11 protein-coding genes are annotated in these 14,881 nt (G+C 52.2%); 9 read left to right on the top strand and 2 right to left on the bottom strand.

The annotated features are described in order from the left end of the window. The first annotated feature begins 7 nt into the window (after positions 1-7). The 5 genes from ACYVH9_RS10270 (at position 8) to ACYVH9_RS10290 (ending at position 9,181) form a co-directional block, all read left to right on the top strand. Entirely contained in the window at positions 8-2,257 is a 2,250-nt protein-coding gene (locus ACYVH9_RS10270) for a ligand-binding sensor domain-containing protein (RefSeq protein WP_460636220.1), read from the top strand. 107 nt (positions 2,258-2,364) lie between these two features. Beyond that, a complete protein-coding gene (locus tag ACYVH9_RS10275; protein ID WP_460636221.1) occupies positions 2,365-3,429 on the top strand; it encodes a polysaccharide deacetylase family protein in 1,065 nt (354 codons plus the stop codon). A 4-nt stretch (positions 3,430-3,433) separates the two neighbouring features. Then, positions 3,434-4,618, top strand: a complete 1,185-nt coding sequence (locus tag ACYVH9_RS10280; RefSeq protein ID WP_460636222.1) for a sialidase family protein — start codon at positions 3,434-3,436, stop codon at positions 4,616-4,618. A 72-nt stretch (positions 4,619-4,690) separates the two neighbouring features. Beyond that, on the top strand, positions 4,691-6,904 hold the full coding sequence (locus ACYVH9_RS10285; protein ID WP_460636223.1) for a hypothetical protein: 2,214 nt from the start codon (positions 4,691-4,693) through the stop codon (positions 6,902-6,904). Positions 6,905-6,967: 63 nt separating this feature from the next. Then, positions 6,968-9,181 carry a hypothetical protein gene (locus ACYVH9_RS10290; RefSeq protein ID WP_460636224.1) on the top strand — a complete coding sequence of 738 codons (2,214 nt, stop codon included), beginning with the start codon at positions 6,968-6,970 and terminating at the stop codon, positions 9,179-9,181. A 52-nt stretch (positions 9,182-9,233) separates the two neighbouring features. Here the strand turns inward: ACYVH9_RS10290 and ACYVH9_RS10295 are convergent, their stop codons facing one another. Further along, a complete protein-coding gene (locus ACYVH9_RS10295; RefSeq protein WP_460636225.1) occupies positions 9,234-10,001 on the bottom strand; it encodes a DUF2490 domain-containing protein in 768 nt (255 codons plus the stop codon). Here ACYVH9_RS10295 and ACYVH9_RS10300 point away from each other — a divergent pair. From ACYVH9_RS10300 to ACYVH9_RS10310, 3 genes are all read left to right on the top strand, one after another. Beyond that, positions 9,987-10,334: a RagB/SusD family nutrient uptake outer membrane protein gene (locus ACYVH9_RS10300; protein ID WP_460636226.1), complete on the top strand. Its 348-nt coding sequence runs from the start codon at positions 9,987-9,989 to the stop codon at positions 10,332-10,334. The two genes, ACYVH9_RS10295 and ACYVH9_RS10300, sit on opposite strands and share 15 nt — an antisense overlap. Positions 10,335-10,400: 66 nt before the next feature. After that, the gene (locus ACYVH9_RS10305; protein ID WP_460636227.1) at positions 10,401-11,597 is read left to right on the top strand and encodes a sialidase family protein; all 1,197 of its coding nucleotides are present in this window, start codon (positions 10,401-10,403) and stop codon (positions 11,595-11,597) included. Positions 11,598-11,665: 68 nt separating this feature from the next. After that, positions 11,666-12,349 (top strand): 3-keto-disaccharide hydrolase, encoded by a 684-nt coding sequence (locus tag ACYVH9_RS10310; protein WP_460636228.1) that lies wholly within the window; start codon positions 11,666-11,668, stop codon positions 12,347-12,349. A gap of 23 nt (positions 12,350-12,372) precedes the next feature. On the opposite strand, the gene ACYVH9_RS10315 is transcribed toward ACYVH9_RS10310, so the two are convergent. Beyond that, positions 12,373-13,149 (bottom strand): toxin-antitoxin system YwqK family antitoxin, encoded by a 777-nt coding sequence (locus ACYVH9_RS10315; RefSeq protein ID WP_460636229.1) that lies wholly within the window; start codon positions 13,147-13,149, stop codon positions 12,373-12,375. 151 nt (positions 13,150-13,300) lie between these two features. Between ACYVH9_RS10315 and ACYVH9_RS10320 the strand changes: the two genes are divergently transcribed. Then, the gene (locus tag ACYVH9_RS10320; protein ID WP_460636230.1) at positions 13,301-14,872 is read left to right on the top strand and encodes a family 43 glycosylhydrolase; all 1,572 of its coding nucleotides are present in this window, start codon (positions 13,301-13,303) and stop codon (positions 14,870-14,872) included. Positions 14,873-14,881: the final 9 nt, after the last annotated feature.

Raw genomic sequence — 14,881 nt, forward strand, 5'->3', positions numbered from 1 at the left:
GTTGATGATGGAGTTTCCGTTTACCCGCCTGCTTGTTAGCTGCTGCCTGCTTGCCTTGTTCGGTTGGTCGTGTCGTCAACCGGACGGGGCAGCGGGCGAGCCGATTCGTTATCAGGATCAGGCGTTTTGGCAGGAATACCATGAAGCGTACCCAATCAGCAACGACCCGACCGAAAACCAGGTGCGGAGCGTGGCAGTTGATCGTCAATTGACGGTTTGGGCGGCTACCGGAAACGGCGTATTCCGCAAAAAAAACGGGGAGCGTCAATGGGCCAGTGTGTTTTCGGAAGCGGATAAGGGCCCGGCTTTTGCCGTGGCCGTCGATCAGAACGCAACCGTCTGGATGGGAACCTGGAATGGTCTCTATCGCTATAAAGCGGATAAGCTGGAACGCGTTGCAGGACCGGAAGCGCCCATTTCGGTGCTTTGTGTTGCCGACGAAGGAGTATATGCCCTGGGGCCAAATGGGATCTGGCTGGGGAAGGCTTCCGGGTGGCAACGGGTGAATTTTCCGAATGTTCGCTCCATCCGAAAAGCAATTTCGGACGGTCAGGGTGGACTTTGGGTGGGGACGGATGTGGGCCTATTTCACCGGCAAGCGGATACGACCGAGCATTTTGTTGATACAACCCACCTGATCAGTGCCTACGTGAAAGGAATGGCGCTCCAGGCTGACCAGAAACTCTGGGTGGGTGGTCTGGGTGGGATAACGGTTTTGAATCAAGCCCAAATCGAAAAAACGCTGAAGCCCGAAAACGGCGTACCGTCGATCTATGTTACCTGTGTGGAACGTTCGCCCGACAGCACCATGTGGGTAGGTACGGAAGTGGGCATTGTTCGATATCGACCGGATGGGAGCCACTCGTTGCGCTTCAGTCGCCGTTGGCTGCTGGATGATAAAGTGAACGATATAGTGTTTGATGCCGCCGGAAATGCCTGGATGGCCACTTCCAAGGGCGTTAGCGCGATCAAAAAGCGGAAAATGAACCTGGCGCAGAAGCAGGACTATTTCTATGACGTGCTGATGAAACGCCATATTCGGGAACCGTGGATAGCGGGCCAGTGCAAGCTGACAACGCCAGGCGATACCGCCACGTTTGCACCAGATGACGATGATAACGACGGCGAGTATACGGGCAATTACCTGGCAATGGAGTGCTTCCGGTATGCAGTTACCCAACGCCCGGAGGCAAAGGAAAAAGCCCGAAAAGCGTTTCGGTTTCTCCAGTTGTTGCAGGAAGTAACCGACACCGACGGTTTTTTTGCCCGAACCATCGTACCGGCCAACTGGACGGAAGTGGACGACGCAAACCGTACGTTTTCGCCCCGCCAACTGGCCGACGAGCGGGTAAAGGAGCCACGGTTTAAGCCCGTTGAGGTGCGCTGGCGCAAGTCGAAGGATGGGCAATGGCTTTGGAAAGGTGACACGAGCAGCGACGAACTATGCGGGCACATGATCGGGTATTACCTCTACTACGAACTGGTGGCGGATGAAACCGAGAAGAAAACCGTTCGGCAGCACGTAGCCCGGATTGTCGATTACCTCATAAAGCATAACTACAACTTCGTGGATGTCGACGGAAAGCCGACGCGTTGGGCGGTATGGTCGCCGGATCAGTTGAATCGTGACCCCGAATGGGCACCCGACAGAAGCCAGAACTCGATGGAGCTGCTGGCGTTTCTGAAACTGGCTTACCACATGACGGGGCAGGGTCACTACGAAAAGGAATACCGACGGCTCATCGATCAGGAGCATTACCTCGATAACATGGCCAACGTGCCGAAGCAGAATCCGGCCTGGTTCATTTATTTCGATGTGATGCTACAGGCGTATATCTACCCAATATTGATCCGGTGCGAGAAAGATCCCAAATTGCGGGAATTCTACGAAAAACACATGGATGCCTGGATGGAACGCCGGAAAGCCGACCAGAATCCGCTGGTGAATTTCTTTTACTGTTACGCCCGCAATAAGCAAACTAATTTGCCTGCTTCGGTGGCGTTTCTAGTGGATACGCCGTTGGACCTGGTGAACTGGGTGTTTGACCACACCAAACGGGAAGATGTGAAAATTAGCCGCTCGCCCGTGCTGGATGAGTTGCAGATTGATCAGTTGCCGCCCGCCAGCATCCGGACCGTGGTTCGGTGGGACAAAAACCCCTGGGCGGCCATCAACGGAGATCCGGGCATCGAACGCGAACCGGTATTCTGGTTGCTGCCGTATTGGATGGGACGGTATTTGAAAATGATCGAATAAGTTGTGGTGTTAATTTATTGTTAATCAGGGGTTTTGTGGATTTTTAGGAGTGTTCTGATTGATTCCGATCAGCGCTGATAAGCGCTGTGTAACAACAAAATAGACCTATGAAAAAATTAAAAACTATTTCTTTATTTCTGACGTTTTCGGCGGTAATGTCTACCACCTACGCGCAGCCCAAAACCACCTACGCCGAGCAGCTCGGGTATCCAAAAGGTAAAAAAGTTGTCATTTTTCACGTCGACGATGCCGGAATGTATCTGACCGCCAATCAAGGCACGATCAAGTCCATCGAACAGGGTGTCGCTACGTCAACCAGCATCATGATGCCCTGCGCCTGGGCGGCCAGTTTTGTCAACTACGCCCTGAAAAATCCGACGATCGACGCGGGCATTCACCTGACGCTGACTTCCGAGTGGAAAGATTACCGCTGGGCACCGCTAGCCGGTATCAAGCAAGTGCCCAGCCTGACAGACAAGGAAGGCGCGCTGTGGCCGTCGGTTGCGGAGGTGGTCAAAAACGGTAATCCCGACGAACTGGAGTTGGAAATGCGGGCGCAGATCGACCGGGCGTTGAAAATGGGCCTCAAGCCAACACACCTCGATTCGCACATGGGCACGTTGTTCGCAACCCCGGCTTTTGTGGAACGCTACATCAAGGTAGGGGTGGAGTACGGTATTCCGGTGATGTTCCCCGGTGGTAACAACACTTTACTGGTTGATAGCGAAATCCAGCCCGTCATCGACAAACTGAAGGCCGAGGGTAAATGGAAAGAGGGCATGAACTTGCCCGTACCCGAAGCCATCAAACAGGCACCGGCCATCGGGGCTAAACTCTGGAAAGCGGGTCTTCCGGTGCTGGATGATCTCTACGCCGATACGGGCGGCTGGAAGCCGAAAGACAACCCGAATCCGAGCCCGGAAGAATGGGGGAAATACAAAACGCAGCGCTTTAAGGAAATTCTGACCAAAATGAAACCGGGCGTTGCCATGATTATCATTCACAGCAACGAACAGAACGAAACGTTCAAATACATCAGCGGTTCGGGCGGTTCGCGGTATGCCGACATGCTGTCGATGATGGACCCGGATCTGAAAGCCTTCATTCAATCAGAAGGCATCATCTTAACGACCTGGCGGGAAATGATGGAACGCCGGAAAGCTGTCAAGTAATCACATGAAGAATTATTGGATCATTGGCCTGCTCGTAGGGTGGGTTGGGACCGGTCTGTTTGCACAATCCAAACCGCCCCTTGTTCGCGACGAATTACTCTTTCCGTATCAAGCCGACCACGTACACGGCAGCAGTCTGGTGGCGTTACCCAACGGCGATTTGCTGGCGGCCTGGTTTCAGGGCAGCGGAGAACGGACGGCGGATGACGTGAAAATTATGGGAGCACGGCTGGCAAAAGGTCAGAAGGAGTGGAGCAAACCGTTTCTGATGGCCGACACTCCCAATTTGCCCGATTGCAATCCCGTGTTGTTTCTGAATCGGCAGAATAAACTCTTTCTGGTCTGGATTGCGGTGCAGGCCAATCGCTGGGAAGAGTCCATTCTCCGTTTTAAAACCGCCACGGATTATTTGAAAGCCGGGGCACCGGTCTGGAATTGGCAGGATAATATGTTGCTCAAACCGGGCGAATCGTTTGAGAAGGAGGTAGCCGCCCGATTCAAACAGTTGCCTGAAAATACATCCGGCTGGGCCGAATACGCGCCCAAATACGACGACATGATTCTGGAAGCCAGCCGCGATGCCCGAAAACGCAGCACGGGCTGGATGACGCGGATTAAACCGCTCCAACTGGAAAGCGGACGGATTTTGTTGCCGCTGTATTCCGACGGACTGAATTTTTCGATGATGGCCATTTCAGATGATGACGGAACCACCTGGCGGCCGAGCCTGCCCGTCGTGGGGCGTGGGCCTATTCAGCCCGCACTGGCCCGCCGGAATGACGGCACCATCGTGGCGTACCTGCGCGACAGTGGCGACAAACCCAGTCGGGTGCACGTCAGCGAATCAACCGATCAGGGCGAGAGCTGGACGGCCACGGTCAAGTCCGATATTCCCAATACCGCCAGCGTCGAACTGCTCCGGCTGCGGGATGGCCGCTGGGCTTTTTTCGGGAATGATATTGAAGATGGCCGGTATCGACTTAGTCTATACCTATCGGACGACGAAGGGAAAACCTGGAAGTGGAAAACCCGGGTTGAAGACAAAGCCAAAAACGAAGGCGGTTTTTCGTACCCATCCATGATTCAGACGGCCGACGGTTTTTTGCACATGACGTATTCTTACCACCTGGCGAAAGGGCAAAAATCAATTAAACACATTGTCGTTGATCCGGGAAAAATAACCCAGTAAGGCAAGGTCGTTCCGGACGATCAGCACGTTAACACCGGCTTCTGTACCAAAACACTTTTCAAACTTTGACTAATGAGAGCACTTCTTTTTCTATTCCTTACCACTTTTGTTTTCCAACTGCACGCGCAACCTGCGGTTTACCAGGATAAACCGTTCTGGCAGGACTACAGTGTGAAATTTTACGCGGATAAGTCGAACGGGGCACTCCAGGCGGCTTACACCGACCGAAACGGTTCCATTCAAATCATCAACGGCGATGGCGACCTGCTGCATCCGCACGATGGCCAATTCCTGTATCCCGGCAGTCTGAAGCCCGATAACACGTATCGGTTTACCAAAGACAAAAACCTGACGGCACTGGATGTGTACGACCAGCAACTGGTCTACCTCACCGACAAAGTGGTGTTCAGCAATGCCTGGGCCGGAAAGCTATTCTCCGAGCACTCGCTCCCGAAAGCCCGGTTTTTTGCCGGAGCACCCGCGTTTACGTTTCTGGTTTCGGACGGGTCGTCGCTGGTGCTGGTGAAAGATTCCAAAAACCTGTGGAAGGGCAGTTTGCCGGATGATGAGGTCATTGGTATTCGGTACCAACCCGGTGCTAACCAGTTCTGGGTGCTGGGAAAAAAATCGCTGTCGACGGTTTCGGTGGGCAGCCCCAAGCTGACGAAAATGCTGGACGGGTCGAATTTTACGGCATTTGATCTAAGCAGCCAGGGTAAGAAAGTGATCGTCGGTACCCGCAATGGCTACCTGGAATTTGACGTAGCGACGAAAAAACAGCTAGGTGGTATTCGCCAGAAATTGCCCTGGACGGAGATTACGTCCGTAGCCGATGTGGATGGCAAGCTGTGGTTTGGCTCAACGAAAGGCGCTTTTGCATTGCGCCCGGATGGCAAGTTTGATTATTACCACGGTGAGCGCTGGTTGCCGGGCAATGAAGTGGTTCATATTGCGAAAGGTCCCGAAAAGTCGGTGTTGGTGCTAACCAAGTCGGGCTTAGGTCAATTGGTTTTCAAGCAGATGACGCTGCACGAGAAAGCGGCTTTCTACGACAAACAGGTACGCAGTCGGCACATTCGGGTCGGCTTCAACGCCACTTTGAGCGGAATGGACAAAGGAGATCTGTCGACGGGTTTTCTGGACGATTCGGACAACGACGGTTTGTGGACCTCCATGTATCTGGGTGGTGAAATCTTCCGGTATGCAGTGACGAAAGATCCGGCGGCTTTGCAGAATTGCCGGGAATCGCTCGACGCCATGGAACGCCTGTATACCATCAACCCCGTTCCCGGTTTTCCGGCCCGTTCGTTCGAACGCAGTGGTCATATCAAGGAGCTGTCGGACCCCGAGCGCTGGCAACATGCCAAGGATAAAGAATGGGACTGGAAGTCGACGACGAGCAGTGATGAGGCTATCGGGCATATTTTTGCCTTTGGTGCCATGGCCGAACTGGTGCCCGACAAAGACCTGAAGAGTCGGGCCATTACGTTGATTGATACCCTGATGAGCCACATCGTCAAGAACGATATGTACATGGTGGACTTTGATGGCAAACCGACTCAGTGGGGCCGCTGGAACCCGGAATACGTCAATGCTTTTCCGACTAACGTGGGTGACCGCAAGCTGAATTCGTCGAATATTATTGCGATGCTGCAAACGGCTTATCACTTCACCAAGAAGGAAAAATACAAGAAAAAAGCCTTCGAATTGATGCAAAAACATGGTTACTACGCCAACATGATGCGGTCGATGAAGGAAATTGGGCGGGCGGCTGCTGATGCGGACGAACACAGCAAGCATATGTCGGACGGCTGGAATCACTCCGATGACGAAATGTACTTTGTGGGCTATTGGGGCTTGTACCGGTATGCGCTGAATGATACCCTGAAAGCGAGCTATAAGAAACAGATTCTGGACCACTGGCAGGCCGAGCGCCCCGAAAAAGAAGGAGCCTGGAACATTTTTACGGCCCTGACCGGCGTGAAAAACTTCGACCTGAATGAAGCCATCTGGTATTTGCAGGAACACCCGCTGGACATGATCGAATGGGGCGTTGAAAACAGCCACCGGAAGGATATTGAGCTATTACCCGAGAACTTCCGTCGCCAAACCACGAAGGAGGTTTTGCCGCCCGACGAACGGCCCGTGCAGCGGCACAATGGCAATACGTTCAGTCTGGATCGGAAGGACAAAAAGGGGAGCACCGAGCTGAGCGCGGGCGACGTGTGGCTGTTGCCTTACTGGATGGGCCGGTATCTGGGAGTCATTTCGGCCCCGGCTAAGTGATAAATAATGTTTCGCCGTGTTTAGCGAAGACTCCGCTAAACACGGCGAAACAAACCGTAAATCATGAGATTCGTTCTTCTTCTTTTTCTTGTAGGAATTGTCTGGCAATCGACCGCGCAGACGACGGTTTATCAGGATGTGCCCTACCTTCAGGATTACAGCGTAAAGCATTACCTGAAAGACACCACCGTCCAGGTTTCTCAGGTCTACGCCGACCGAAACGGGAGCATCCAGATTTTGTCAGCAAAGGGTCTTTTGCAACCGAAAAGCGGTCAATTCCAGCATCCGGGTATGCTGGAACCGGTGCGTGCCTACCGTCCGATGGCCGACAAAAGGCTGGCGGGGCTGGGGCTTCATCAACGCCAGTTTGTGTATCTGGACGATCAGGCGGTGTTGAGCAACGCATGGGCCGGAAAACTGCTGGTCAAACACGGAATGCCAAAGGCCCGGCTTTTTTGCCCCGCTGCCGACCGCTCCACAGTTCTGGTATCGGACGGAACCGAGCTGAAAGTACGGCGGGATTCGACGGTCATCTGGTCCGGCAAAATTGACAACGACCAGGTGATTGCCGTTAAGTTTGATTCGGTTCAAAACCGTTTTTGGTTATTGGGGACTCAATCGCTGAGTTTGTTGTCGATGTCTGACAAAAGGTTCAAGACCGTTCTTCGCCAGCCGAATCTGACCTGTTTCGAAATCGTTCACAACCAGTTGTACATTGGCACCCGCAACGGGTATTTCGTTTTTGATCCAGCGGGGAATAAAACCGTTGGATCGATGCAGACCAAGCTGCCGGTTCCGGAACTAACCGCGATGGCGTACGTGAATGGCAACCTTTGGTTTGGGTCGAAGCTGGGCGCATTTATGTTGCGTCCGGATGGTCAATTCAACTATTATTACGGCGAGCGTTGGTTGCCCGGCAATCGGGTGGTGCATATTGCCGAAGGCGAGGGAAAAACCGTTTTGATTCTGACCAGCAAAGGGTTGGGCGAAATCCGGTTTCGGGAAATGACGCTGCACGAGAAAGCCCTGGCGTATGAAAAACAGGTGCGGCAGCGGCACATTCGTTACGGTTTCAACTGCGACGTTTCGACGCTTAAAAACGGCGATTTGTCGACGTTTGAGATGGGGTTGCGTGAAAGCGACAACCTCTGGACGGCGATGTACCTTGTCAGTCAGTTGTATCGCTACAAAGTAACCGGTGATCCGGAAGCCTTGCAGAACTGGATGGAGTCGTTCGAAGCGATGGAGCGGCTTTTCACCATAACCCGTATGCCGGGTTATTTTGCGCGGGGATTCGAACGGCGCGGTTATGCCAGGAATAAAACCTCCGGTGAACTGACCGCAGGCTGGACGCACGCGAAAGAGGAGAATTGGGACTGGCGCGGCACCACCAGCAGTGACCAAACCGTTGGCCAAATGTTTGCGCTTACTCAAGTTGCCGAACTGACCGAAGGTGATACCAAGAAGCGGGCTATCGACCTGATTGACAAGTTGATGACCAATATCATTAACAACAATTGGTATCTGATTGATTTTGACGGTAAAATAACGGTTTGGGGGAAATGGAATCCGGAGTACGTCAACGGTTTTCCGGCGATGGTGGGCGATCGGAAAGTTAATTCATCCAATATCATCGCGTTTTTGCAGGCGGCTTATCACTTTACGAAAAAACCGGTTTACAAGGAAAAGGCGTATGAACTGATGGAGAAATACGGCTATCTCGAAAACCTGCTGCGACCGATGGGCGAGGTTGGTAAAGCCCCGGCGTCGGCCAGTAAACTGGCGCAGAATCTCTCCGAGGGTTGGAATCACTCCGATGACGAAATGTATTTCCTGGCTTACTGGTGTCTGTACCCGTATGCTTTCGACAATGACCTGAAAGCCAAATTTGGCGCCACCATCAAGGAACATTGGGAGTTTGAACGGCCCGAAAAAAACAGCCTCTGGAATTTGTGTTACGCCATGACCGGTGCCAAAGCGTTTGACCTGAACGAAAGCGTCTGGCATTTGAAGGAATTTCCGTTGGATATGATCGAATGGAGCCTGGTGAACAGTCATCGGAAAGACATTGAGTTCGTTCCGGACAACTTCCGTGGTCAGACGACCAAAACGGTGTTGCCACCCGACGAGCGGCCCGAACTCAAGCACAACCGCAACCTTTTTAAACTGGATCGGAAGGAGGGCAATGGCATGAGCGAACTCAGTGCGGGCGATTCGTTCCTGCTGCCGTACTGGATGGGGCGGTATCTGGGGGTGATTTCCGGACCCAGTAAGTGAAATGAGGTATTGAATGACCGGCCTTTGTTAGCTAGTTGTTGTTTAACAATCGCTAAAAGCCGAATGCTACATTCAGCCGAAAACCGTTGTTGAATTCAAAAACCGGATTGCCGGATACCGGATCGTTTTCCGCATGTTGGGTGATTTGGTTGAGGTAACCGAGTTCGAGCTGAACGTTATCCCGAAACTGATAACCAACACCACCCAGTAGGCGGTTTTGATTGAAGATGTTCATGCCCGCATTTTTGCCAAAACTGATAAACAATTCGTCAAAAAAAGTCAGGTAAAATTCGCTGTCGTCAATCGTTGCTCCCTGCAAGGGAACATGGGCGGTGATCTGGTACCGAATCCGGTTTTCGTAGTCCCAGCGGCTGATTTGTCGGGACCCTTCTTCGGCAAGTTGACTGAGCCAGCGTTCCTCAAACCGAAACCGGTGATTCAGGAAAAACCGTCCAACGGTATCATCCAGCTGAATATCCTGGTACAGCCGGTGTTCCGGGGTTGGAACGTTCTGATCCGCTACCGGATGCTTGCCGTACGGAAAGGTAACAAAATAGGTGTAACCACCGCCCAGTTCAACGTTTTCGCCGAGCTTGTAATTGACGCCCAGCCGGGCGAGTGATTGTTGCCAGGTTCGAACAAAACCGATGCGTCGCCATTGATATTCCGTATGCAGAGACCACTTTTTACTCAGTTGGTGATCGCCGTCGTACACAAACCAGCCAATTTGATTATGATCCAGAATGCGTTTGGACTGGCCAAAAGAGCAAACAGAAAGTAGACACAGAACCCATATCCATCCATAATGTCGTCGATTCATTCTTGCCTAACTAATGCTGAGCCAAAATGGCTGCGATGTCGCAGCCATTTTTACGCAATTAATTGCCGGATTAAGCGGTCCAACTTTCAGGTCTCTCTGAGCGCCAAAAATCTTTACACCTTTTCGGATTTTATGGTCTATCGGCTGGCCGAAACGTACTTGCTCCGCGCAGAAGCCCATCAGCGGAAAGGTAATGCGCTACAGGCTGCCGACGATATCAATGTGGGCCGAGTATGCGCCAACGCGAAATCGATTGCCGCCAGTCAGGTTACCATCGATTTTATTCTCGATTCCGCAGTCCGCTATCGACGCAAATTTCAGTGCCAAACTTGAGCAGAATCAGGCTACTGAGGATTGATTTTCTACTAAATTCTTACTTTTCATTTTATTCCTGACCGTATGAAATTGACCCATTCATTCCGATCCCTATATTTTACCTTCCTGTTTACCGGGATAGTAAGTGTAACTCAGGTGATCGCCCAGCCCGATTTAAACCGCACCGATACCCGTCGGGCCAATGCGGGTATCATTCTTGAGCAGCCGGTTGATGATCCTCGCGTCAAAAACCGCCAACACGAGATGGTCTCCTCCATAGCGGCCTCTGCCGATGGCAAAGAACTCTTTCTGGTTTGGTATACTGGCGGGAAAGGCGAAGGGCCGGGCAATTACGTGACCCTGGCCGTTAGTTTGGATAACGGCAAAACCTGGAAAAATGACCAGTTGGTTATTTTTCCCAAAGACTCATCGATCCGTTTTTTTGATCCGGTTCTCTGGCGCGACAAAAAGGGTCAGGTCTGGCTATTTTATGCCGTCTCAATGGATAACAAGCACTGGGATTTGAAGGAAGGTGTCAATGCCATTCCTGTGTCGTGGAATGGGTCGAAGGTCGTCTACGAACAACCTAAGTTGATCGCCTACGGGGTTATGATGAATAAACCGGTTTATATTCCCCAAAAAGATATGGCGTTGTTTCCGGTTTCGGTTTGGCAGTTAGGAAAGGACCATTCGCAGGAACCCGGTTATATTCCGGATGGAACGTTTATTCATCGGTTTGATTTTAACAAAAAGAAAAACCGGATCAACACCCTGCAAACACACGGTTTTGTGCCGGTTTTAGCCGACAACCTGCGAACGTTTGACGAACATCAGGTTGTGCAGACTTCCGACAAGGGTGACTTGCTTTGCCTGGTTCGGGCCAAACATGGCGTGTATAGTTCGAAGAGCAACGACTTCGGGAAAACCTGGTCGACGCTTGAACCGTTTACAGCTACCGGCCCGACCACCTCAAGCCGGTTTTACATTGGTAAACTTCAGTCTGGAAAATTGCTGCTTGTGCTGAATAACAGCCGAACCCGGAACAACATGACGGCTTTTTTGTCGGAAGACGGCGGAAAAACCTGGCCGCATAAACTCCTGCTGGACAGCCGCGAAAAAGTTTCGTACCCGGATGTTGACCAGACCAGCGACGGTACGATTCACGTTACGTTCGACCGCGACCGAACCGGCGCGAAAGAAATCCTGTACGGTCGATTCAGCGAGGATGATATCCTCAAAAACGCAACCCAGAATCTTTTCCTGACCCGGGTGAATCCTTAATATTAACAGAATTGAAGCAAGATGAGGTGACCTCACCGCGTCTTGCTTCCTGAATAACATCGATTCTTATGCGGTTTTACTCATACGCTTTTTTGCTGGTTCTGATTTTAGGATGCAAAGCGTCCAATCCCCCTAAGGACCCATCCGGCTGGGTGACACTTTTCGATGGAAAGACGCTGAATGGGTGGCATAGCTACCTGAAACCGGAAGCTTCGCCAAAATGGAAAGTCGAGCGGAAGTGCCTGGTATTGACGGAGAAAGGTGCTGGAGACCTGCTGACGGATCGGGAATACGGGGACTTTGAATTAGCGTTGGAATGGAAAATTTCGGAAGGGGGGAATAGCGGGATTATTTACCACGTTCACGAATCCTCGGCGTTTAAAACAGCCGACCAATCGGGGCTGGAAATGCAGGTGCTGGATAACGAACGGCACCCGAACGCCAAACAGGGGGCTGACCGGACGGCCGGTTCTCTGTTTGATTTGTTTGCTCCAAACCATACAGCCGTCTGCCGCCCGGCCGGGCAATGGAACAAGGTCCGGCTGGTGGTGCGGCAGGGCAAAGCCGAGCACTACCTAAACAACCGAAAAATTGTGGAGTACGTCATCGATGGACCCGAGTGGGAGCGCAGGATCAGCAACAGCAAATTCAAAAACTGGGCTAATTTCGGGACGTATTCACGGGGCCATATTGCGTTGCAGGACCACGGGGACCGCGTATGGTACCGCCGAATTCGAATCAGGGAGCTATAGTCAAGTACAACCGTTGAGGTATCCTACAACGAACTGTGTCCGTAACTGGCGCTGAAAACTTTGCCGGAACTCAAGTGAACACTGATCAGCACATCGCTTTGGGTAGCCTGATCGTCGATGATCATGGGCCGCCACTGGGGCATATCGCGCAAGGCATTGACCACCTGGCTAGCCAGCTTCTGCTCAGCGTCGGGGCGATGCCGGAGGTAGGGGAGCGGGCGGAGGTTAAACAGAATACCGCTTTCTGATAAGGTCCCTTCCAGGGTAATCAAAACCGTTGGTTCAGACGACTGAATTTTTTGGAGTCGTTCTTTCAGAAAGAAGGCAAACTTCCTTTGTCCACCCTCAAATTCCGCGTTTTGCACGAGCGGTTGGCAGTCAACGGGTTGTCCATCCGGACCGTAACAATGCCCCCCATGCCGGGCCTGTCCCTGGCGGTATAACTCGCGCCGTTTTAGGGTGCCGTCTTCGTAATAGGAAAAAAAAGGGCCACTAAGTTGGTTGTCTTTGAAATCACAGGCCCAGTGGAGCTGTCCGTTCGGAAACCAGGAACGGGAACGTCCGTGCCGGATGCGTTGCTGGTAATCCCGGTAATGTTCCTCGGATATGCGTCGGTTTTCTTTATCAAAAGTGCGAACGGTAGCTACTTTCTTCCACCGGTCGTGGTAGGTGATTTCTTCGGTTGCGTTTCGATATTCCCGGCGTTCGACACGGTTTTTTAACCGACGATTTTTTTTGTGTTCGTCATCGGGTGAATGAACAAGAAGGCTTGTCAGGAATAGTAAAATAAAACTGTTCATCGTTCCTGGGTCTTCAGGGTGACTTATAATGAGAAGTCGTCGATTGCGCTGACCTACTGTAGATTACCGGAAAATTAAGGCGTAACGACGATCTTTAGAGATGATTAGAGCCACTAATCACTACTTTTGTTACCTATAATAACAGAAACTCATGAAGTTTGTTGCCGTCGGTTTTCTTTTGATCCTGCTTTTTTCTCCGTGCATCGCGCAGCGTTCTTCTCTGGCTGTACCAACGCCAACTGTAACTTACCGCAATCCCGTTATTGGGGGTGATTTTGCCGATCCATCGGTTATTCGGGTGGGGAATACCTATTACGCGGTGGGAACGTCGTCAGAATGGGCTCCGGCCTATCCCATCTATTCGTCAACCGATCTGGTGAACTGGCAATCCGTCGGTCCGGTTTTTTCTTCTCCGCCAGACTGGACGATGGGAAGTTACTGGGCACCGGAGCTGTTTCATCGAAATGGTCTCTTTTACGTTTATTATACCGCTCGCCGGAAGTCCGACAAACGCTCCTTCCTGGGCGTGGCCACAACCCCGGACCTTCGCCAGGGCTTCACGGACCACGGTTTAGTCCTTGAATGGACCTCCGAAGCGATCGACGCCTTTGTCATCGAAGATCAGGGCAAACTATACCTTACCTGGAAAGCCTATGGATTGGACAAAGGCAAAGCCATCGAGCTGCTGGGGGCTGAGCTATCGCCCGATGGACTGAAGGTGACAGGAAAAGCCTTTACACTGCTGACGGCTGACGCCAACAATTGGGAAGCTGGCGGGGCTGAAGGGCAGGCCATTTTCAAACGGGGCCGGTATTTTTACATGCTGTATTCGGGCAATTCCTGCTGCGGGGCCAATTGCAATTATCAGGTGGGGATGGCACGGGCCGAAAAGTTACAGGGGCCGTGGGAGAAATTTGCCGGAAACCCGGTGTTGGTAAGCGATGAGGTTTGGAAATGCCCCGGTCACGGCACCGTCGTTACAACGCCCGACAACCGTTATTTCTACCTGCATCATGCCTACAACGGCGTTGATTTTACCCAGACCGGACGGCAGGGCGTTTTGAGTGAACTGGTTTGGAACGACAAAACCGCTTGGCCGGTCTTCCGGTACGGCATTCATACGCCCGCGCAAGCCGAATCACCCAGCCCGATCGTTCAGAAAAATAGCCGGAACAGAAGCGTTGACTTTGCCAAATCACCCACCGCGTTGCCCTGGGTGTGGGATGTGAGCCAATCCAAACCAACCTTTACCGTCAGCGACGGCGTGCTAAAGCTACACACAACCGGTACGCAGCCCGCCGGAAACTTTTTGGGGTTGGTGCTCCAGAAAGGAACGTATTCGTTCTCAGCTACCGTCGATCCGCAAGCCGATGTGTTACAAAGTATTACGCTATACGGCGATGCTCAGAATGCATTGGGCCTGGGTGTTCGGAACGGATCGCTGGAGCTTTGGCAGGTGAAAGACGGGAATCGGAGTGTGCTGAAATCGCAAGCTATACCAACGGCCGCGAAGCCGGTAACGATTCAGCTCAAAAGCCGGTTTGGCCAGTTTTACCAGTTTTTCTGGTCATCGGACGGGGGGAAGCCCGAACCTATTACTACCACGCCGGTTGACGGAGCGTACCTGCCCCGCTGGGACCGGGCCCCGCGAATTGGCCTGACGGTTTCGGGGAGTCAGTCGGGTCACGGATCGGTTCGGGCTTTGAGCTTACAATACGATTAAACCCCATAC

The organism is Larkinella harenae (assembly GCF_054780515.1).

Bases quoted from the DNA above. Each gene is read 5' to 3' on its own strand.
- ACYVH9_RS10270 (WP_460636220.1), top strand. From the start codon at position 8: ATGGAGTTTCCGTTTACCCGCCTGCTTGTTAGCTGCTGCCTGCTTGCC.
- ACYVH9_RS10275 (WP_460636221.1), top strand. From the start codon at position 2,365: ATGAAAAAATTAAAAACTATTTCTTTATTTCTGACGTTTTCGGCGGTA.
- ACYVH9_RS10280 (WP_460636222.1), top strand. From the start codon at position 3,434: ATGAAGAATTATTGGATCATTGGCCTGCTCGTAGGGTGGGTTGGGACC.
- ACYVH9_RS10285 (WP_460636223.1), top strand. From the start codon at position 4,691: ATGAGAGCACTTCTTTTTCTATTCCTTACCACTTTTGTTTTCCAACTG.
- ACYVH9_RS10290 (WP_460636224.1), top strand. From the start codon at position 6,968: ATGAGATTCGTTCTTCTTCTTTTTCTTGTAGGAATTGTCTGGCAATCG.
- ACYVH9_RS10300 (WP_460636226.1), top strand. From the start codon at position 9,987: ATGTCGTCGATTCATTCTTGCCTAACTAATGCTGAGCCAAAATGGCTG.
- ACYVH9_RS10295 (WP_460636225.1), bottom strand. From the start codon at position 10,001: ATGAATCGACGACATTATGGATGGATATGGGTTCTGTGTCTACTTTCT.
- ACYVH9_RS10305 (WP_460636227.1), top strand. From the start codon at position 10,401: ATGAAATTGACCCATTCATTCCGATCCCTATATTTTACCTTCCTGTTT.
- ACYVH9_RS10310 (WP_460636228.1), top strand. From the start codon at position 11,666: ATGCGGTTTTACTCATACGCTTTTTTGCTGGTTCTGATTTTAGGATGC.
- ACYVH9_RS10315 (WP_460636229.1), bottom strand. From the start codon at position 13,149: ATGAACAGTTTTATTTTACTATTCCTGACAAGCCTTCTTGTTCATTCA.
- ACYVH9_RS10320 (WP_460636230.1), top strand. From the start codon at position 13,301: ATGAAGTTTGTTGCCGTCGGTTTTCTTTTGATCCTGCTTTTTTCTCCG.